The sequence below is a fragment of the Bradyrhizobium lablabi genome (assembly GCF_001440475.1).
Classification (GTDB): Bacteria; Pseudomonadota; Alphaproteobacteria; order Rhizobiales; family Xanthobacteraceae; genus Bradyrhizobium; species Bradyrhizobium lablabi.
In genome coordinates, this window is the sequence record NZ_LLYB01000087.1 from 271 (window position 1) to 20,377 (window position 20,107).

General features: G+C 63.5%; 12 protein-coding genes and 1 pseudogene. 5 read left to right on the forward strand and 8 right to left on the reverse strand.

Annotated features, from left to right (window positions below; translation table 11 throughout):
* A pseudogene (locus CQ14_RS25265) lies at nt 1–2,765 on the reverse strand (helicase-related protein); the annotation flags it as partial.
* Between the two features lie 670 nt (nt 2,766–3,435).
* Nucleotides 3,436–4,326 (reverse strand): DUF3108 domain-containing protein, encoded by an 891-nt coding sequence (locus CQ14_RS25270; protein ID WP_082650028.1) that lies wholly within the window; start codon nt 4,324–4,326, stop codon nt 3,436–3,438.
* Between the two features lie 331 nt (nt 4,327–4,657).
* Here CQ14_RS25270 and rpmB point away from each other — a divergent pair, with 331 nt between their 5' ends.
* The 5 genes from rpmB (at nt 4,658) to CQ14_RS25300 (ending at nt 12,771) form a co-directional block, all read left to right on the forward strand.
* Entirely contained in the window at nt 4,658–4,966 is a 309-nt protein-coding gene (gene rpmB / locus CQ14_RS25275; protein ID WP_057860560.1) for a 50S ribosomal protein L28, read from the forward strand.
* 389 nt (nt 4,967–5,355) lie between these two features.
* Nucleotides 5,356–7,173 (forward strand): UvrD-helicase domain-containing protein, encoded by a 1,818-nt coding sequence (locus tag CQ14_RS25280; protein ID WP_057860561.1) that lies wholly within the window; start codon nt 5,356–5,358, stop codon nt 7,171–7,173.
* 453 nt (nt 7,174–7,626) lie between these two features.
* Nucleotides 7,627–8,913 carry a T6SS phospholipase effector Tle1-like catalytic domain-containing protein gene (locus tag CQ14_RS25285; protein ID WP_057860562.1) on the forward strand — a complete coding sequence of 429 codons (1,287 nt, stop codon included), beginning with the start codon at nt 7,627–7,629 and terminating at the stop codon, nt 8,911–8,913.
* An 860-nt stretch (nt 8,914–9,773) separates the two neighbouring features.
* The gene (locus tag CQ14_RS25290; RefSeq protein ID WP_057860563.1) at nt 9,774–10,601 is read left to right on the forward strand and encodes a hypothetical protein; all 828 of its coding nucleotides are present in this window, start codon (nt 9,774–9,776) and stop codon (nt 10,599–10,601) included.
* Between the two features lie 1,051 nt (nt 10,602–11,652).
* Entirely contained in the window at nt 11,653–12,771 is a 1,119-nt protein-coding gene (locus CQ14_RS25300; RefSeq protein WP_057860565.1) for a DUF2336 domain-containing protein, read from the forward strand.
* Nucleotides 12,772–13,036: 265 nt separating this feature from the next.
* On the opposite strand, the gene CQ14_RS25305 is transcribed toward CQ14_RS25300, so the two are convergent.
* The 6 genes from CQ14_RS25305 to CQ14_RS25330 all read right to left on the reverse strand — a co-directional run bounded on the left by CQ14_RS25305 (nt 13,037) and on the right by CQ14_RS25330 (nt 20,104).
* Nucleotides 13,037–14,137, reverse strand: coding sequence for an LLM class flavin-dependent oxidoreductase (locus CQ14_RS25305; RefSeq protein ID WP_057860566.1), 1,101 nt, complete (start codon nt 14,135–14,137; stop codon nt 13,037–13,039).
* 356 nt (nt 14,138–14,493) lie between these two features.
* On the reverse strand, nt 14,494–15,606 hold the full coding sequence (locus CQ14_RS25310) for an NADH:flavin oxidoreductase/NADH oxidase (RefSeq protein WP_057860567.1): 1,113 nt from the start codon (nt 15,604–15,606) through the stop codon (nt 14,494–14,496).
* 90 nt (nt 15,607–15,696) lie between these two features.
* A complete protein-coding gene (locus CQ14_RS25315) occupies nt 15,697–16,659 on the reverse strand; it encodes a Bug family tripartite tricarboxylate transporter substrate binding protein (protein WP_057860568.1) in 963 nt (320 codons plus the stop codon).
* Nucleotides 16,660–16,720: 61 nt separating this feature from the next.
* Complete coding sequence (locus CQ14_RS25320) at nt 16,721–17,722, reverse strand: esterase-like activity of phytase family protein (protein WP_245320493.1); 1,002 nt, start codon at nt 17,720–17,722, stop codon at nt 16,721–16,723.
* A gap of 70 nt (nt 17,723–17,792) precedes the next feature.
* Nucleotides 17,793–19,697: a cobaltochelatase subunit CobT gene (gene cobT / locus CQ14_RS25325; RefSeq protein WP_057860570.1), complete on the reverse strand. Its 1,905-nt coding sequence runs from the start codon at nt 19,695–19,697 to the stop codon at nt 17,793–17,795.
* Entirely contained in the window at nt 19,694–20,104 is a 411-nt protein-coding gene (locus CQ14_RS25330; RefSeq protein WP_057860571.1) for a GNAT family N-acetyltransferase, read from the reverse strand. The genes cobT and CQ14_RS25330 overlap by 4 nt, the downstream gene beginning before the upstream one ends.
* Nucleotides 20,105–20,107 lie beyond the last annotated feature (3 nt).

A 20,107-nucleotide genomic window follows, 5' to 3' on the forward strand; every position in this document is an offset into this window, starting at 1 on the left:
GCGACGGCTTCCGCGGCGCTGGTGACTTCGGCCGTCTCCTGTTCCGGCGGCGCATCCAGGATCGCGGCTTCCGCCGGCGTGACCTCGGCGGGCGCGGGCTCTTGCGCGGCGAACGGCGTGACGTCGGGTAGCAGCGAGGCCGACGACACCGGCTCGCTCGTCACCGGCTCGCTGATGACAGCCACTTCGGCTGCGACTTCTTCCGCGGGCGTCTCTGCCGTCACTTCAACGCTCGCCTCCACCGGCGGCGTCTCGGCGGCAACCGTCTCGACGACGACTTCCGGCGCGGGCTTCGGCGGTAGCGGCGGGCGCTTATCCATGCGGTAGCCGAGCGCGCGCAGGATCGAGGCGAAATCTTCACCCGCCGATCCCGTGAGCGAGGTCATCGCCTGCGTCACGACAAAGCCGCGGCCGTCGAACGCGCCGGCCGGCTTCTCGCCGGGCGACGTCTCGCGCCACGCCAGCGCGGGACGAATGAGATCGGCGAGGCGTTCGAGAATGTCGACGCGCACCGCGCGCTCGCCGCACTGGCGATAGCCGAGCACGCGATAGGCATCGCGCGGCAACGCCTTGTCGACCGGGAACGAGGTGCGGCCCGAGCTCGCCAGATGCTGCGCGCCAGAGAGCGCGGACATGTCGACATTGTCCTGCTTCTCAGCCCACAGCAGCGACGCCAGCGCGCGCGCGGCGGGCTTCAAGAGCGCGGGGAAATAGATGTGATAGGCGCCGAAGCGCACGCCGTATTTACGCAAGGTGGCGCGCGAAGCCTGGTCGAGATCCTTCATCTCGGAAGAGATCTTCGAACGTTCCAAAACGCCGAGCGCCTCGACGAGCTGGAACGCGATGCCGCGGCCGATGCCGGCGATGTCCTCAGCCTTCGACAGGCCGAACAGCGGCCCCAAGAGCTTTTCGATATGCGTCTTCAGCCACAGATCGAGCCGCGTCTGCACGGCCTCGCGCGGCGCGCCGGACAGGCGCTCGTCGGAGATGATGCGGATGCGCGGATGCAGCGCATCGTCGGCGGCAACGAGTTTTGCCACCGCGTCGCCGGTCCAGCGGATGGTGCCGTCGGAGGTCAGCACGAACTGATCGTCGGGCGCGGCGGAAAGTTTTCCGGCGCGCGCGTCGATCTCGCTGGCCAGCACCTGTTGCGCCGCAGCCTGCAACGCTTTCGCGTCCGAGCCGGCTTCCGCCGCATCGGGTGCAAAGGTAAATCCATCGAGCCGGCCAATCGCGTGGCCTTCCACAATCACTTCGCCGGTCTTGCCAATTTCCGTATTCAAAACTGAGTTCTCCCGCAGGCGGCGCATCAATACACTGGTCCGCCGGTCAACGAAACGCTCTGTTAAGCGTTCATGCAGCGCATCGGATAATTTATTTTCCACCTCACGGGTGATCCCCTGCCAGTGATCGGGGTCATACAGCCAGTCCGGCCGGTTGGCGACGAAGGTCCAGGTGCGGATTTGCGCAATCCGGCCCGAGAGCGTGTCGATATCGCCGGTGACGCGGTCGGCCTGGTCGACCTGGGCGGCGAACCATGCGTCAGGGATCCGGCCCTTTTTCATCAGGAATGCATAAAGCGTAGTCACGAGCTCGGCGTGGGCAGCCGGCGCGATTTTGCGGTAATCCGGGATCGCGCAGGCGTCCCACAGCCGTTCCACGGCGCCTGCGCCGTGGGCCATGTCCCTCACCTCGCCGTCGCGGGCGGCGTGATCGAGCACGCGCTGGTCCTCGGCAATCGGCGCGCGGGTCAACACCTCATGCCCCGGCGGCAGGGCGAGTGAGACCTGCAGCGCACCGAGCGAGGAGAAATCCAGTTTCGAATTGCGCCACTGCAGCATTTTGACGCTATCGAAGGTGTGGTTCTGCAGCGCGTTTACGAGCTCCGGCTCGAACGGCGCGCAGCGCCCCGTGGTGCCAAAGGTGCCGTTGCGGGTGGCGCGCCCGGCGCGGCCCGCGATCTGCGCGAACTCGGCCGGCGTCAGCCTGCGGAACTGGTAGCCGTCGTATTTGCGGTCGGAGGCAAACGCGACGTGATCGACGTCGAGGTTCAACCCCATGCCGACAGCGTCAGTCGCGACGAGATAATCGACGTCGCCGTTCTGGAACATCGCGACCTGCGCGTTGCGTGTGCGGGGCGAGAGCGAGCCCAATACAACAGCCGCGCCGCCATGCTGACGGCGGATCAATTCCGCGATCGCATAGACTTCATCGGCCGAGAACGCGACGATTGCAGTACGTCGCGGCTGGCGCGTGATCTTGCGGTCGCCGGCGAATTCAAGCTGCGACAGCCGTGGACGCGTGATGATGGACGCGCCCGGCAACAGCCGCTCGATGATGGGTCGCATCGTCGCAGCACCCAAGAGCAGCGTCTCGTCGCGGCCGCGGCGATGCAGGATGCGGTCGGTGAATACATGGCCGCGCTCGAGATCGGCGGCGATCTGGATTTCATCGACGGCGAGAAACGACACGTCGAGATCCCTGGGCATCGCTTCTACCGTCGAGACCCAGTAGCGCGGATTCTTCGGCTTGATCTTCTCCTCGCCGGTAACGAGCGCGACGCTTTCAACGCCGGCGCGATCGGCGATCTTGTTGTAGACCTCGCGCGCGAGCAGGCGCAGCGGCAGGCCGATCACGCCGGACGAATGCGCCAGCATCCGCTCGATGGCGAGATGCGTCTTGCCGGTGTTGGTCGGCCCGAGCACGGCAGTGACGCCCGCGCCGGGCGCGCGTTCGGTTGCGAACGAGGAAGGAGAGAAGGCCATTAGCTGCAGGTGTTTCTTCTTGAATGCCGTCGCTCAAATCGCAAGTGCCAGACCTCATCCTGCGGAGCCGCGTTAGCGGCGTCTCGAAGGATGAATGGCACCAGCGGGGCCTCGTGGTTCGCCCGGCGATGTATTAGCATCGTCCGGAGACGGCGCTTACGCGCCTCCTCACCATGAGGGGTTACTTCCTTGCGAGGAGCGAAACCTTTCTGGTCGCGCGGCGTCAATTGCGCCGATTCTGTTTCACTTTGCGACGGCGATGCGGTCGCGGCTTAAGCTCTGGAACGAGTCTGGAACGAATCGCGTCCGAATCGCTGACTCCTCCCGAGACCCGATACGTTCACCGCAACATCTCGCGCTGACACGCCCGGGGCGGCACTAGATCAAGTTTACGCGGGCTCCACAAGCGACGGTTTCGAGACCAAATTCTTAAAGGCGTGAGTCGAATCAGAAGTGGGTAAGAGTCAACATGATTCATGCCGGTTGCATCGACTTCGCCGCGACCGAGCTGCGCTCGCCCCTGGCGGGATCTCTCCTCCCCTCTCCCCTTGTGGGAGAGGGTGGCGCCGAACGAAGTTCGGCGACGGGTNGCGAACTGTGCACGCCGAGAGAACCCCTCATCCGGCGCTGCGCGCCACCTTCTCCCACAAGGGGAGAAGGGAAGAATCGCTCAATTCGTCTTCGCTACCCTTGGCGGCGTTGCCGTCGTCACGAACGACGTCGCCTCCAGCATCGCAAGGCCCAGCGGCGTCGGGATGGTCATGCGGAAGGGAACCAGAACCCGGGTTCCCGCGATCGGCACCAGGGTGACCTCGATCCGGCGTTCGGTGGCGAGGTATTTGATGACGGGGCGATCGGGGATGTAGCCCGCGACCGGGGTGAAATAGATGGCGCAGACCAGCGCCGGCCCGTGGTAGCCGCGTTCGGCCCTCACCGTTTCCATGCGCTTGTAGTCGAGCTTGAGATCGTAGCGCATCCGCCCGTCGAAGATGCCCGCGCCGGTGCGGCAGGAATCCGGGCTCAGCACCTCGGCATTGCCCGGCACGCGCAGGATCGACCCGGTCATGGGATCGAGCACGCCCTTGCGATGGGCGTCGGTGACGGGAATCCGCTCGGCATCGACCGGCGGCGCCGGGTCGATCGAAAACTCCTTCACACCGCCGTTCACCAGCGACATCCGGATGGTCTCGGATTTCTTCTGCGTGGTGGTGGTCGCGGTATAGGCGTTGGGGGCCAGCACGCCGTTGACGATGCGGCCGACGCTGGCGCCGGAGCCGCTGCCGCCGGAAAACGCCTTCAAAAGCCCCGCAGTGCCGCCCTGGGCGGTGGCGGCAAACATGTCGTCGCCGATTTCGATGGTCCAGGTGCCCTTGCCGACGGGAATCCCCGCCAGCGTCGCCTCATATTGCGCATCCAGCCGTCCCTGCGCCAAAGCCCCCTGCGGCGCGAGCCAGAGGCACGCGGCGGCGCCGAGGCCGAGCGCGAGCCGGGCGAGGGGTGAAGGGGTTTTGCGGCTGGTCAATTCCTGCAGGTCCCGGGATCGGCGCGAGTCATTGTTCATTTAGGCAGAAAAATCCCGCAAACAACGCGTGTTGACGCGAAAACACGCTTCACTGACCCGGTACTGGCGCCGCTACCTGCGGCCGAGGGGTCTAAATCGCGAAACCCATGATGTCGGCGCGGATTGCGCCCTTTATAAGGAAGGCTTAAACCGCTGGAACTTCCTAATATTAGGCCCCATTCGGCCCCGCGCGGCGGGCCAAAGAACCTTGACCCCGCAGCCGTCTCCCCCTATACGTCCGCGGTTCCTGGAAATGGACGCGATTTTGGACCCCCGCGGCGCCCGCGAGATGCGGCTTGGCTATAGGCGGGGATGGAAGAGGATTTGCAAGATGTCCCGGCGCTGTGAACTGACGGCCAAGGGCCCCCAGGTGGGCCACAAGGTGAGCCACTCGAACATCAAGACCAAGCGGCGCTTCCTGCCGAACCTGACCAACGTCACCTTCATCTCGGACGCGCTCGGCCGCAACGTGCGCCTGCGCGTCTCGACCAACGCGCTCAAGAGCGTCGACCACAATGGTGGCCTCGATGCCTACCTCCTCAAGGCCAAGGCCGACGTCCTCTCCCCCCGTGCCCTCGACCTGAAGCGCGCGATCGAGAAGAAGGTCGGCAAGCCCGCGCCTGTGAAGAAGGCGAGCTGAGCCCAAAGCGAAATCGGCGGATCGAAGTTCGGAGCGGCCGGGTCGGAAGACCCGGCCGTTTTTGGTTTTGCAGGGCCGGGCTGACTCAACTTAAGATCGATTCTTAATGAACAGCAAATGACCATTTAGGATATATACAACGCCCAGTTTAGAATCCCAGCGATTCCATTTCGCATGGCTGTCGCGAGCGTTGGCAGCCGCGAGAGGATGAGGGAGGGTCGGTAGGCGTAGCTGCGCTCCAAGGTGCAATTTACAAGCGAGATCAGTTCTGCTCTCACTGACTGCGGGAGAACGCTTGATTTGCGAAGGGGCAGGCCAGTGAGCAATGGTCCAAAGCCTGTTGAGGTCGCGTTAAGCTCTGAGCTGGCTGTCAACCTCTCGGCCGTTACATGGCAATCCTGATCCCTAGCCTGGGCTTCGCGCGCTTCGACACCCGCGGCGAGCTGCGGCTCGCTGAGCGCCTCAAGGACTTCCTCGAAGAGAACGCTGTCGTTTGGCACAATCTCCCGGTAGGTCCTCGCAGTCGGCATCCAGACTTTATCATTGTTCACCCAGCGAACGGCCTACTCGTGCTTGAGGTGAAGGACTGGCGCTTGGAGTCAATCGTCTCGGCCGACAAAACAAAAATCGAACTGCTGACGAGTCATGGCATCGTGCGGGAGAGCAGTCCTCTGGAGCAGGCTCGCAAGTATACGTTCGACGTCGTGCGCACGCTCGAGCGGGATGGGCAATTGCTGTTTCCGGCCGGTCATCGCTTCAAGGGCCGCCCCATTCTTCCGTTCGGCTTCGGGGCCGTATTCACCAATATCACGCGCAAGCAGTTCGATCAGACCAATCTCAAGGAGGTGCTCGCCGAGCATCTATGTGTATTCAAGGATGAGATGTCGGATGGCGCGGACCCTGAAGAATTCCGGTCCAGATTGTGGCGCATGGTTTATCCGCGTCTCGGAGAGCCTCTGTCGATGCCGCAGTTCGACCGGCTGCGTGCGCTGCTATTTCCAGAGATCCGCATACGACAAATTGCCCTGCCTCTGGACGAACCGATGGTGCCCGATCCGTCAGACCGGACGCTTGCCGTGATGGACATGCATCAGGAACAGATTGCGCGCAGCTTGGGAGAGGGGCATCGAATTATTCGCGGCGTCGCTGGATCGGGTAAGACACTGATCCTTGCCTTTCGAGCCGAATATCTGGCGCGTGCGGCTACCAAGCCGGTGCTCATCCTGTGCTACGCCAACGGCATCGCTGGGCGACTTGAGGATACCATGCAGAATCGCGGCGTGGAGGACCGTGTTCAGGTCCGCACCTTTCATTCATGGTGTTACTGGATGCTGCGGACTTATGGGATTCCCGCCCCATCCGAGCGAGAATATCCGGACTACGAAAAACGACTGGCTGCGAGCGTTTCAGAGGTCGTGAAGGCTGTAGATCAGGGGCATATCCCAACGGAACAGTACGACGCTGTCCTAATCGACGAGGCACACGACTTCGAGCCGCAATGGCTCGCGCTTGCGGCCAAGATGGTAAACCCGCGCACGAAGGCGCTGATGGTCGTCTACGACGATATACAGGCCATCTACAAGGGGCGTGAGCGCCCAGTGTGGAGGCAGCTCGGCATTGAAGCGCAGGGCAGAACGACCGTACTAAAAGTCAACTATCGCAACACCGCCCAAATCGTCGCCTTCGCGAGGCGCTTCGCTTCGGACGTGATCGGCGCTCCGGGCACGATAGCCGATGATGAGCACGCCATCCTATTGCCCGAAGATGCGGGTCGGCAGGGACTGGTGCCAGAAGTGCGGCAGTGTGTGAGCATCGACGCAGAAGCTCACTGCATCGCCGAGTGGTTTCTTGGACGGAAAAAGGCGGGTTACGAGTGGCCGCAAATGGCCTGCCTTTATCCGGAGCACTGGATTGGGGAGCGGGTCGCTCAGGTACTCGCCAAGCATGAAGTGCCGATCGATATGGCCAAGAACAACAGAAACAGAGTTTCGACGAAGCGGGTAGCCGTGCGGTTCTTGAGCATGCACACCGCGAAGGGGCTCGAGTTTCCGTGCGTCGCTATTGCAGGGTTGGGCTTGCTCGGCCGCCACGGCGAGGCAGTCGAGGAATGCGTTCGACTGACGTATGTTGGGGTTACCCGGGCGACCCACGAGGCGCTTTTGACCTACTCAAGTGAGTCGGCGCTGGTGCAGCGATTGATCACGTAGACAAGAACCGCTAAGGGGACGGTCATTGAAGGCTTGGGAGAAGCGTTGGCTGCAGACGGGCCAGACCGACAGGAGAAGTTGGAAGCAGCAGCCAAAGCGCTGCGGGAAGAATTGGAGCAAATCGGCGCCAAAGCTGTCTCTGGACACGCGGGAGAACTCAATTGGGAGTTCAGGGCCATCGGGTGAAAAGATTTTGGTCGCAAGATCACCGGGTGACCAAACGAGAGACCCCCATGCAATGATTTTCACCTTCACGGAATGAATACTGTGGTTGCGAAATCTCGAAAGATTGCGGGTGGCAATATCGAAGCAACCACGCTAGGACGTGCTTGATATTTCAGGGTTTATGCGGCTGCCCTTCGTCTCCCCTAGGGACTGCCAGAACTGCCTAAAATCTCCAAAATTCCGCTATACTCGCTCCGGTAGCATCATTCCTGCCCCCGCGAGTCCCCCATGCGCAACGTCATCATCTGCTGCGACGGCACCGGCAACGAGATCTCCGAGAACATCTCCAATGTGCTGAAGCTCTATCGCTGCCTGCGCAAGACGGAGAAGACGCAGCCGCGGCAGCTCGTCTATTACGATCCGGGGGTCGGCACGCTGGCGCGGCCGGACCCGTGGCACAAGCTGAAGCAGGATTTCAACGCCATCCTGGGGCTCGCCACCGGCTATGGGCTCGATGACAACGTGCTCGCGGCCTATTCCTTCCTGGTCCACCATTACCAGGCGGGCGATGCGATCTACCTGTTCGGCTTTTCCCGCGGCGCCTATACCGTGCGGGTGCTGGCGGGGCTCATTCACAAGATCGGCCTGATCTCGCCGGAGCAGGTCAATCTCGCAGGTTCGGGGCTGATCGCCTACAAGCAGTTCTCCTCCGACGAGGCGCCGAAGCTGCGGGCGAAGTTCAAGTCGGCCGTCGATGTCGCCGCAGGCGAAGACGCGCTGCCGCCGAACGCCTTCGACAACGCCGCGCAGTTCGCGCGCATCACCTCGACGCGCTGGCCCACCATCCGCTTCGTCGGCGTCTGGGATACGGTGGCGAGCGTGATCGTGCCGCGGGCCGATCGCTTCTATTGGCCGAGCCTGGAGGAGCTCGCGTTCACGCTTGTGAACCCGAGCGTGCAGACCTTCCGGCAGGCGATCTCGATCGACGAGCGGCGCTGCATGTTCCGCCTGAAAAAGTGGGACGACCCGCAGACCTACAAGCACAACCGCTTCAACGACGCGCATGCCGAGCCGCAGGATATCCTGCAGGTGTGGTTCGCCGGCGTGCATGCCGATATCGGCGGCGGCTATCCGGAAAAGCAAAGCGGGCTTTCGAAATATCCGCTGCTCTGGATGATCGACGAGGCGACCAGATGCGGGCTGCAGGTCAACCAGGCCACGGTGAACCAGCTCGCCTGGGGCGTCCAGCGCAAGAGCAGCCCGTTCTCCTATGTCGTGCCTGATATCCGCGGCGACCTGCACATTTCGCTGAAGGGCGCGTGGTGGCTGCTCGAATATCTGCCGAAGAGCGCGACCTACAAGGAATGGCCGGCGCGAAAGACGCACTTTGGGTATTACATTCCGGACGGCGAGCCGCGCTTCATCCCCGACGGCGCCGTGATCCACGAGTCGGCGCTGCAGCGCATGGACGCGCTGCCGAGCTACCGCCCGGTGAACCTGCCGCGGCAGTACGAAAAATTCCCGATGCCCGTGCCGCCGGCGCATGCGAGCGCGGAGGACGTTGGGGCGGAGTGAGCGCGAAGTTTCGTAGGGTGGGCAAAGCGTCAGCGTGCCCACCAACCATCGGCACCCGCGTCACGAATGGTGGGCACGCTTTGCCTACCTACGGCCCCTCGCCGTGACGAACGAACGAGCGGCGCCCTCTTCCCTTCTCCCCTTGTGGGAGAAGGTGGATCGCTGGCGCGAAGCGACAGCGAGACGGATGAGGGGTCTGTCTCCGCGGAAAGAACCCCTCATCCGGCGCCATAGCCGATGCGAAGCATCGGCGTTCTAAGAGACGGCGGCCAAAGGCCGCCTATGCCACCTTCTCCCACAAGGGGAGAAGGAAGAGCGCCCGCCCTGCGATCTGTTGCGCATTAAGCGCATGAGGAACCGCCGTCGCCCCCTATCCTCTCGCGTGGAGATGGGTTAGCACCACCGCCGTGGGGGAAAGCGAGCGCATGCTTGCGCGTCCACTTGCCGGGAACTACGCATCAACACATGTCACGTATGCTCTTCACCTCTGCCGCACTCGCGGCGATCGCGCTTGTCTTGCTCCTTCACGCGACCCATCACGGCGCTCACGCCAATCCTGCGACGCATTGCGGCTTCTGGACGGAGATAGACGCCGGCCTGTCGTGCCGCTGACGATCAGCGCTCCGCCGAAGAGTCAGCGCTCCTGCCGCAGTTTCCCCGGCCGCGAACATAGTTTCGCCTCCTCGGCTTAGTTAGAAACACCAGTACAGAACAGCTGGTAATAAAAACGATTCTGCATCCCGATCCGTGGGAAGCCTCGCAGGCGAACCAACGCATTCCCTGAGTATCAGCTCGCCCTGGCGCAGATGCGCGGATCGCTCTCATGCGAATGCCAATGCATTTTGATATGGAGCATCACCATGAAATCCATGTTGAACGACAGACCAGCGGAAGGGCCGATCGCGAGCCTGGAGGAGCAACTTTCGAACCTGGCACGCGACGGAGTTAATGCTTCGGCCCCGCCGGCCAGCACGAAGAGGTCTCCCACCTCCCGGGCAATGCTTCAGGCGGATTGGCACTACGTGGCTTTCGTCGGCTGTCTGCTGGCAGCATGCATTGGCGTGGCTGCCTGGTGGTGGTCATCCCCTGTCGATACGGCAATGATGGCTACCTCAGACCCGGCACCTCTGACACGCGACGCGTCGGCCCCCGTCGCGCCGGCCCCCATCGCGCCGACTGCCGTTGCCCTGCGTTCCGAGCTGTCGCAGCAGCTCCTCCAACCGATGGTGCAGGATCTCGCTGCCTTGAGCCAAACGGTCGAACAGCTCAGGGCGAGGCAAGAGCAATTGATCCGCGACAATGAAACCCTGGTGAGCCAACTCAAGGCAAGCCGAGAGGAAGCGGCACGCAACAGCGGCATCATCGACCAGATCAAGGCCGACCAGACCCAGATGGTGCGCGAAAGCCAGACATTCACCGAGCAGCTCAACGCAAGTCAGGAACAACTCGCCCGCGTCATCGCCAACGCTTCAGAACCAAAGGCGATGCCCGAGGCAGAGCCAAAGGCGGTGCCCGAACCACTGGCAATGGTGAGCCCCGAAGCGCCAAAGGTGATGCCCGACATACCGCTGCCGCGCCCGCGGCAGCCGGCCACTGTCGGCCAGGCGCAGAGGCCGGCGCCAACCGCGCAGCGGTCGCAAGCCAGGAAGCCGCAACCGTTATTCGCCTGGCCATGGTCAGTTCACTAAAGTGGATAGCGACGTTCCCCCCTCCCTTCTCCCCTTGTGGGAGAAGGAAAAAGCCGTTGCGGCAATAATCTAATTTCGCCAGCGGACTCAACGTGATTTGGGTCGTCCAGATCGCCCGGCGAAAATAAATCGCTTCCTTTTCAACGCAAATCACCCTCCTTTGCGCGTATCCCGCCTCATCGAAGAGGGGCGTACGCGTCGTCACGATACGTGGAGTGCNGGGGAGCGGTGGACGCNAGATTGCGCACGCGCGCGCGAGACATTGCAGGGCGGCCCTTTGGCCGTGAGCAATCAATCCGCGCAGGACGAGCGACGCAATCGCGTACGGCAAAACCGTGTGGTCCTGGCGCCCGTGGCTGGCGTTAAGCCGGCGGAGGATTTGCAAAAACCCGACCGGGTTTTCAAAACCTTCAATCCGCCGGCGATGGAGGCAAAAGGAATTCGTCTCCAGGGAGAGCACGGCATAAGCCGTAAGACCACTGCGCAGGGAATGCCGGCGTGCCCCGGCTTCACCTGTATGCTCGTGTGCGCATCTTTCTCGCGCTTATTGCACACGAGACCGCGGGTGGCAGCCGCCACCCGGCATTCCCTGCGCCCTCTCGATTTTGAGGGGGCGTGAACGACATTGAAAGACTCGGGCGAACCGCGCCGCGAGAACGCGGCCGCATATTCCGACGTCGTCACCCGCGCATGCGGGTGATCCAGTATTCCAGAGACGCCGATGATCGAACCGATAAGCCGCAGCGTACTGGATACCCCGCATGCGCGGGGTATGACAGTCCGTTGGATGGCTAGAGCGAAGCGAAACCCGTCGCTCGTCTCCACGAACACCGTGATGGGTATCGCTCCGCTCCACCCATCCTACGCGCCCCATCGCCGCACGGGTGGTCGGTTCACTCCCTTCCCCACTCGGCCACTGGCCGACCACCCCGCAGTCCTCTGGCCGCATTCCCGCCGCCGGGCGACCCAAATGGTTTACGGATCGTTCAACACTGCCCCCTATTCTCACCTATCTGGGGCCAGAACCGGCTTGAAACGCTCAGGACGAGCGATGCTGACACGATCGATCACTGAGGAAGTCGAGGCGGCCATCCAGGCCGGTTCGGCGGAAAAACATCTGGATGCGCTGAGGCAGGTGACCGACCTGTTTCTCTCCGCCGACGGCTATTCCGGCGAACAGATCGAGCTGTTCGGCGACGTGCTCGAACGGCTGATCCGCACCATCGAGCTGCGCGCGCTGGCCGATGTCTCCGCGCGCATTGCGCTCGCCGAAATGAGCACGCAGCTCGCTTCCATCAAGCAGGCGCCGAAGGCGGTGATCCGCCGGCTCGCGAACAACGACGAGATTACGATCGCGCGGCCCGTGCTGACCGAATCGGCGCGGCTGACGCCCGAGGACCTGATCGAACTCGCCGAGACCAAGAGCGAGCAGCATCTGCTCGCGATCTCCGGGCGCTGGTGGCTGACCGAGATCGTCACCGATGTGCTCTTGAAGCGGCATTATCCCTCCGTCAGCCGGCGGCTGGTGAGCAATCCCGGCGCGCGGATGTCGGCGTCCGGCTATGCCATCGTGCTGAAGCAGGCGGAGAGCGATCCGGATCTCGCGGTCGAAACCGGCATTCGCGTCGACCTGCCGGCCGAGCAGCGGCGGCAATTGCTGCAGAGCGCCACCGAGGCCGTGCGCACGCGGCTGTTGTCGCGCGCGCCGCCGCATCTGTTCGAGGAAATCAGGAGCGCAATCGCGGCCGCCTCCGTCGGCGCGAGCCGCGAGATGTCGCGCACCCGCGATTTTTCCGCCGCACGCCGCTTCGTCGCGGCGCTGGCGAAACACGGCAAGCTCAACGAGCCGGAGCTATTGGCGTTTGCGAAGGAGCGCAAATATGCCGAGACGGTCGCAGCACTCGCCGAACTCTCCGCCTCGAGCATCGAGGTGATCCGCCCTGTCATGCAGAGCCTGCGCGACGACGGCGTGCTGATCCCCTGCCGCGTCGCCGGATTGAACTGGGAAACGGTGGCCGCCATCCTCGACAGCCGCTTCGCCGCCGGCAGCATGGGCCGCCATGAATTGGCGAAGGCGAAAGAGCAATACGCCAAGCTGACGGTCGAGAACGCGCGGCGGCTGCTGAAATTCTGGCAGGTCCGCGCCGCGGATGCCGCGAAGACGAAGTGAGGGCGCCCCCTTCCCTTCTCCCCTTGTGGGAGAAGGTGGTGCGAAGCGCCGGATGAGGGGTCTGTCTCCGCGGAAAGAACCCCTCATCCGTCTCGCTGCCNCCGCGTCCATAGCCGATGCAAAGCATCGGCGTCCTCTTCAAAGTACGGCGGCCGACAGCCGCCTATGCCACCTTCTCCCATCTCAACTCGGGTTTACCCGAGTTGAGCATCAATTATGGTCGAAGTCGGATACATCCGACTTCGATGGGAGAAGGAGAATGCACTCACGCCGCTTTCGTGAGACCCGCGTCGAGATGCTTCAGCCGCGGCATCACTTCGTGCCGCAACAGGGCCAGCGAATTGTACCACGCCTCCGGCTTGTGCTTGTAGTCGAAGCCGAACACCAGCAGCGTGCCGAAGCCGCCGACCTCGTGATAGATTTTTTCGATCTTCTCGGTGACGGTCGCCGGCGAACCGACGATCCAGTTGTTGCGGGCGCAATATTCGGCGGTGACGTCAGAGTCGGCGATATCGGGCGAGGCCTTCAGGTAGTCCTTGAAGCCGAAATGGCCGAGCAGCGGCAGAAAATATTCGCTCATCATTCGGCCCATCATGTCGCCGACGGACAGCCGCCACGCCTCCTCGTCGGTGTCGGCGATGAAGACCTCGCGCACCAGCCGCCAGTCGCTGCGCTTCGGCTTGCGTCCGGTTTTCGCCGCGCCAATCTCGACCGATTCCCAGTGGCTGCCGACATAGGCCGGATTGAGATTGAGGCTCATCGGAATGTAGCCGCGCTCGCCCGCGAGCTTGAGCGTATCCGAGCCCTTGGAAAGGCCGGCGACGCCGATCGGCGGATGCGGCGCCTGCAGCGGCTTGAGGTGGGGCTTGAGAAAGTCGAACATCGTGTCCGGCTTGTTCACGGTCCAGAATTTTCCGGTGTAGTTCCAGGGCGCGTCCTCGGTCCACATCTTCAAAATGATCTCCAGCGCCTCCCGCGTCATGTCGCGGTTCTGGCCGGACATCCCGTCGACATTGAACATCGCCCAGTCGCTCGGCAGGCCGCTAGCCGCGACGCCAAAGTTCAGCCGACCGCCCGAGAGATGGTCGAGCATCGCGACGCGGTTCGCCAGTTCCGCCGGGTGATGATAGGGCAGCAGGAAGCCGCCGGGCCCGAGGCGGATATTTTTCGTCTGCAAGAACGCCTGCGCGAGAATGAGATCGGGCGACGGATGCGGCTCCCACGGCGCGGTGTGGTGCTCGCCGATCCAGGCTTCCTGGTAGCCGAGTTCATCAAGCCAGCGCAGCGTCTGCAGGTCCCAGTCGTGACCCTCTTTCAATCCGCACTCCGGCGGATGGGACGGCATCGAGAAATATCCGATTTCCATGGGGCATCCTCGCTGTATGTTGTTATTGAAAGCGCGTCTGTCGCGCGCAAGCGAGAGCATAGCACGCCTGGCGTGCGGCCGAGTTATGACGAAACGGATGGGCAGAGGTCAGGTTTCGAGATCGTCATTGCGAGCGCGGCGAAGCAATCCATCTCACCGCACAAAGAAAGAATGGATTGCTTCGCTGCGCTCGCAATGACGGGGAAAGAGCAGAGCGCTCCCTTCCCTTCCCCCTTGTGGGAGAAGGTGCCGTAGCGAAGCGGAGGCGGATGAGGGGTCTGTCTCCGCGGATAGACACCCCTCATCCGTCTCGCTGCCGCTGCGCGTCAGCGATCCACCTTCTCCCANGAAACGCACTACCTCGTCCCGAATGTCGTGGCGCCGAACAGCGCCTTCTGCGTCGAAGGCTGCGAGCGCCAGTATTGCGGCGGGGCGAACACCTCGCCGCCGAGTTCGGCCGCCGCGTGCCAGCCCCAGCGCGGGTCGTAGAGCATGGCGCGGGCGAGTGCGACCATGTCGGCTTTGCCCGAAGCCACGATCTCCTCGGCCTGCTTCGGCTCCGTGATCAGACCGACGGCGATGGTGGTCAGGCCGGTGGCCTCGCGGATCGCCTGCGCGAACGGCACCTGGTAGCCGGGGCCGAGCGGAATCTTCTGCAAGGGCGACACGCCGCCCGAGGACGCGTCGATCCAGTCGACGCCGTGCTTCTTCAGTTCCTGCGCGAATTCGATGGTCTGCGCCAGATCCCAGCCGCCCTCGACCCAATCGGTGCAGGAGACGCGCAATCCCACCGGCTTGTCATGCGGAAACGCCCCGCGAACCGCGTCGAATACTTCGAGCGGAAAGCGCATGCGGTTCTGCAAAGACCCGCCATATTGATCGGTGCGCTGGTTGGCGATCGGCGACAGGAATTGATGCAAGAGATAGCCGTGCGCCGAATGCACCTCGATCGCGTCGATGCCGAGCCGCTCGGCGCGCTTCGCAGCCGCTACGAACGCCTCGCGCACGCGGGCAAGCCCGGCCGCATCGAACGCAACCGGCGGCGTCTCGCCTTGCTTGTGCGGGATCGCCGACGGCCCCTCCGCCCGCCAGCCGCCTTCGCTAACGGGGATCAGTTGCCCGCCATCCCACGGCGTGTGGCTCGACGCCTTGCGGCCGGCATGGGCGAGTTGCATCATCACCGCCGCCTTCGAGCGCTTGCGCACGGAAGCGAGGATCGGCCTCAAGGCGGCTTCGGTGGCGTCGTTGTAGAGGCCGAGGCAACCCGGCGTGATGCGGCCGGACGCCTCCACCGCCGTCGCCTCGATGCAGAAGATCGCGGCGCCCGACAGCGCCAGCGAATTGATGTGGGTGAAGTGCCAGTCATTGGCCTCGCCATCGATGGACGAGTACTGGCACATCGGTGCCACCATGATGCGGTTGGCAAGGTTGAGGCCGCGCAGCTTGATCGGGGTAAACAAAGCGCTCATGACAAGGGGATCCGGAGGCAAGGAAAGCGGGCCGCAATGCTAGCGAGCCGCTTCCCTCGCCTCAACCCGCCGGGATTGCAACCCTCCCCCCTATTGTTTGATCCCCGCCGCCTTGATCAGCTCCAGATTGGCCGCCGTCTCGCGCTTGACGAGTTCGTCGATCTCGGCCGGCTTCATCGGCATCGGCTCGACCCCGAGCTTGGTCAGGCTTGCCTGCACGGAGGGATCGCTCAGTACCTTCACTCCCACCGCATGAAACCTTTCCACGATGTCGCGCGGCGTCTTAGACGGCACGAACACGCCGAACCAGCTCACGCTTTCTGCAGCCTTTAAGCCGACCTCCCCAGCCGTCGGCACATCAGGCAAATCGGCGGCGCGCCTGGGTGTCGAAACCAGCAGCGCCTTCACCTGCCCCTGCCGGATCAGTGGCAAGGCGGTCGCCAGCGGGCAGAAGTAGAGATCGATCCGTCCTCCCATGATGTCGGCGATCACTTCCGGACCGCCGCGATAGGGCACGTGGGTCGCCTCGATGCCGGCGGCGAGCCGAAACTTTTCCGCGGCGATATGCACCGCACTGCCGACACCGACCGAGCCGAAAGAAATCGATCCCGGCTTGGCCTTGGCCTCCGCGATGAAGTCCTGGATCGATTTCCACGGACGCTCGTTCGGCACGATCATGACGCTGGCGCTCGAGCCGATCATCAGCACCGAGGAGAGGTCCTTTGTCGCATCGAAGGTCAGGTTGGGGAATATCGCCGGCGCGATGGCGAGCGCCGAGGAATGGGCCAGAATGCTGTAGCCGTCGGGTTCGGCTTTCGCGACCAGACCCGTGCCGAGCGTGCCGCCGGCCCCTGCCCGGTTTTCCACCACGATGGGCTGGCCGAGCTCGGCCGAGAGACGTTCGAACACCAGCCGCGGTACCACGTCGGTGGCGCTGCCCGGGCCGAACGGAATCGTCGCCTTGATCAGCCGCGACGGCCAGCCTTCCGCATGCGCTGACTGGACAATAAAAAGAGAGGACAGGACACAAAGGGCGCGAATGGACTTGTACATCGAAAACTCCGGTTTACGGGCCGGAGCGCTGCAAGAACCGTTCCGCGATTCGTCAAGGGCGCTACTCCACCAGCGTGAATTGCAGCAGCAGATTGCGCTGGATCATCGAGAAATTGTCGTCGGAGACGAGCGTCAGCACCGTTTCGCCCCCCGGCGCGACATGGGCGTCGATGCCTTCCATGTTATCGATCTCGTTGCCGAGATCGGCCTCGAAGATCGACGGGCCGTCGATCACCGCGCCAGGGGCGATCGAGGCGAGCGCGACGCGGCGGATGCGGATGCCGACCCCGCCGAGCCACGAGAATTTGCGTTCAAGCAGCAACATGCTGCCGGAGGGCAGCAGCACCGCGTCGCTGATATCGAAATTGTCGGTGCGGCGGATGCTGAACAGCCCCAGCGATTTACCGCCGATCAGGAAGGCTGTGATGTTGCCCTGCGCGTCGAGCCCGCGTTCGGAGATCGCGATCAGCGTTCCCGCCAGGGCCAAGCCCTTCGGCACCATCACCAGCGCCTCGATGCCCTTGTTGTAGGGCAGCTTGCGCAAGCCCACCGGCAACTGGATCAATTCGCCATGGGCACGCGTGAATCCCTTGGCGAAGTCAAAGCGCAGTATCTGGTTGACGCGCTCGAGGCCGACATAGACCAGCGAGCCGTCGAGCGCGAGCGCCTCGGTATCGAACCAGCCGCGCGAGGTGATCGGCTTGCCGTCGGGGCCAAGTATCGGCGAAGCCTCGACATCGTCGAGCCCGGTCATCTCGCGGCCCTTGTAGACGATGCGGCCGGTGAACCAGCCGCCCTTGTCGCTGATGGCGATGAAGCGCTCGCCCTTGGCGTCCAGCCTCAGCCCCGACAATCCGCCGAAGCCGCGAAAGCGCGAGGTGAGAATGAGGCCGCTGCGATATTCGAGTTCGCCGAACCGCACCCGCGACCGGTCGCGGGTATCGAACGAGGGTAGCGGACGGGCGTTGACGTCGATCGAAACCGGGGCGCTGACGGTGAACTCGTCGGGCGCCTGTTTCGGCGGCCGCTGAACGGCCGTTTGCGCCAGCGTCGCCCCGGGCATGGCCGCCACCGATAGCCCCGCCGCGGCATACGTTAAAAGGCGGCGACGGCCGATCGGCGGGGGCATGCGCTCACGAATGCAGGCGGCGCGGCCGGTGGTGGCCCGAGACGGGCGCGGCGCCGTGGGTCTCGCTGAACAGTTCGGCGAGTTTTTCGGTGATGGCGCCGCCGAGCTCCTCAGCATCGACGATGGTGACCGCGCGGCGATAGTAGCGCGTGACGTCGTGACCAATGCCGATCGCGATCAGTTCGACCGGCGAACGGGTCTCGATCTCCTCGATGATGTGGCGCAGGTGCCGCTCGAGGTAGTTGCCGGGATTGACCGACAGCGTGGAGTCATCCACCGGCGCGCCGTCCGAAATCATCATCAGGATCTTTCGCTGTTCGGGCCGGCCGAGCAGGCGCTTGTGCGCCCAATCCAGCGCCTCGCCGTCGATGTTCTCCTTCAGGAGGCCCTCGCGCATCATCAGGCCGAGATTTTTGCGTGAGCGCCGCCAGGGCGCATCCGCAGACTTGTAGATGATGTGGCGCAGGTCATTCAGCCGGCCGGGATTGGCCGGCTTGCCGGCGGCGAGCCACGCCTCGCGCGACTGCCCGCCCTTCCAGGCGCGGGTGGTGAAGCCCAGAATCTCGACCTTGACGCCGCAACGCTCCAGCGTGCGCGCGAGAATATCGGCACAGGTCGCCGCCACCGTGATCGGGCGGCCGCGCATCGAACCGGAATTGTCGAGCAGCAGCGTCACGACCGTGTCGCGGAAGGTCGCCTCCTTCTCATGCATGAAGGACAGCGGATGATAGGGATCGGTGACCACGCGCGACAGCCGCGCCGGATCGAGGATGCCTTCCTCGAGATCGAACTCCCAGGCGCGGTTCTGCTGTGCCATCAGGCGGCGCTGCAGGCGGTTGGCGAGCCGCGCCACGATGCCCTGCAGATGTGCGAGCTGCTTGTCGAGATAGGACCGCAGCCGCTCCAGCTCGTCATGATCGCAGAGATCTTCGGCGGCGATCACCTCGTCGAACTTCGGCGCAAAGGCGTGATATTCCGGCCCGCGCGGTTCGTTGGCGCCGCGCGTGTTCGGCCGCGTCGCCTCGCCCGGCGTCTCGTCGTCGCCGAGTTCGCCGTCGTCGAACGTATCCGACGTCGAGGCCTGTGCGCTCTCCATCGCGCTCTCCGACATTTCGTCGGTGGAAGCCTGCGCCTGATCGGCGCTCATTTCCTGCGCGGCATCGCTGTCGGGCGAGCCCTCTGCGCCGGACTGATCGTTCTCGCCGTCCTGGTTCTCGTCGTCGTTCTCGTCGTCATCGGCGTCCGCGTCGCGGTCGTCGCCAAGGTCGAGCGCCGACAGCAGGTCATGCACGAGATCGCCGAACTTGGCCTGGTCCTCGGTGACGCGGCTGAGCTTGTCGAGCCGGGCGCCGATCTTGTCTTCCAGCACCGGCCGCCAGAGATCGACCATTTTTTTCGCAGCCGTCGGCGGTGCAAGGCCGGTCAGGCGCTCGCGCACCAGCATCGCCAGCGCATCCGACAGCGGCGCATCGGCGCGGTCGGTGATCTCGTCATACTTGCCGCGATGGAAATGATCGTCGAGCATCGCGGTGAGATTTTTCGCAACACCTGACATCCGGCGCGAGCCGATGGCCTCGACGCGGGCCTGCTCCACCGCCTCGAACACGCCGCGAGCCTGCGGATTTCCCGGCATCAGCTTGCGATGAACCTTGGGATCGTGACAGGCGAGTTTCAGCGCGATCGAATCGGCGTGGCCGCGCACGATCGCGGCATCCCGCTTGGTCATCTTGCGGGCGGGCTCCGGCAACCGCGCCTTGCCCGGCGCGAGGCCGGGACGTTCGGCCGCGAATGTCACGTCCAGTTCCGGAGCTTTGGCAATCGCCTTCAGGCATGAAGTCACCGCCCGCTTGAACGGCTCGGTCGGCGCTTCCTTGGATCCGGTACGGAATTTGGAATTGGATGTGCTCATAGCGCTTTCGTAAACCAGTGCCGCGTGACGCCGCCGGGATAACCTTCGATCGAACCGAATTCCTCATAGCCGCAAGCGCGGTAGAAACCCGGCGCCTGAAAACTCATCGTGTCCAGATAGGACCGCGTGGCCCCAAACTTTCTCGCTTCGTCCTCAATCGCCTTTATCAGCCTCGTTCCATAGTCCTTGCCGCGAAGCTTCTGCTCCATCCAGAACAGCTGAATGAACAGCACGGTGGTCCAGACTTCGCCGACAATCCCGCCGACGATCTTGTCCTCTTCACGCAGCGAGATGGCGAGGCGTTTGTATTTCTGCTTCCCCATCTTCTCGGCGTTGAAGCCGAGAAGTCCGCCGAGCACCGCCTTCTTGGTCTTTCCAATGGTGCGCTCGACGGAAATTTTCGCCATGGG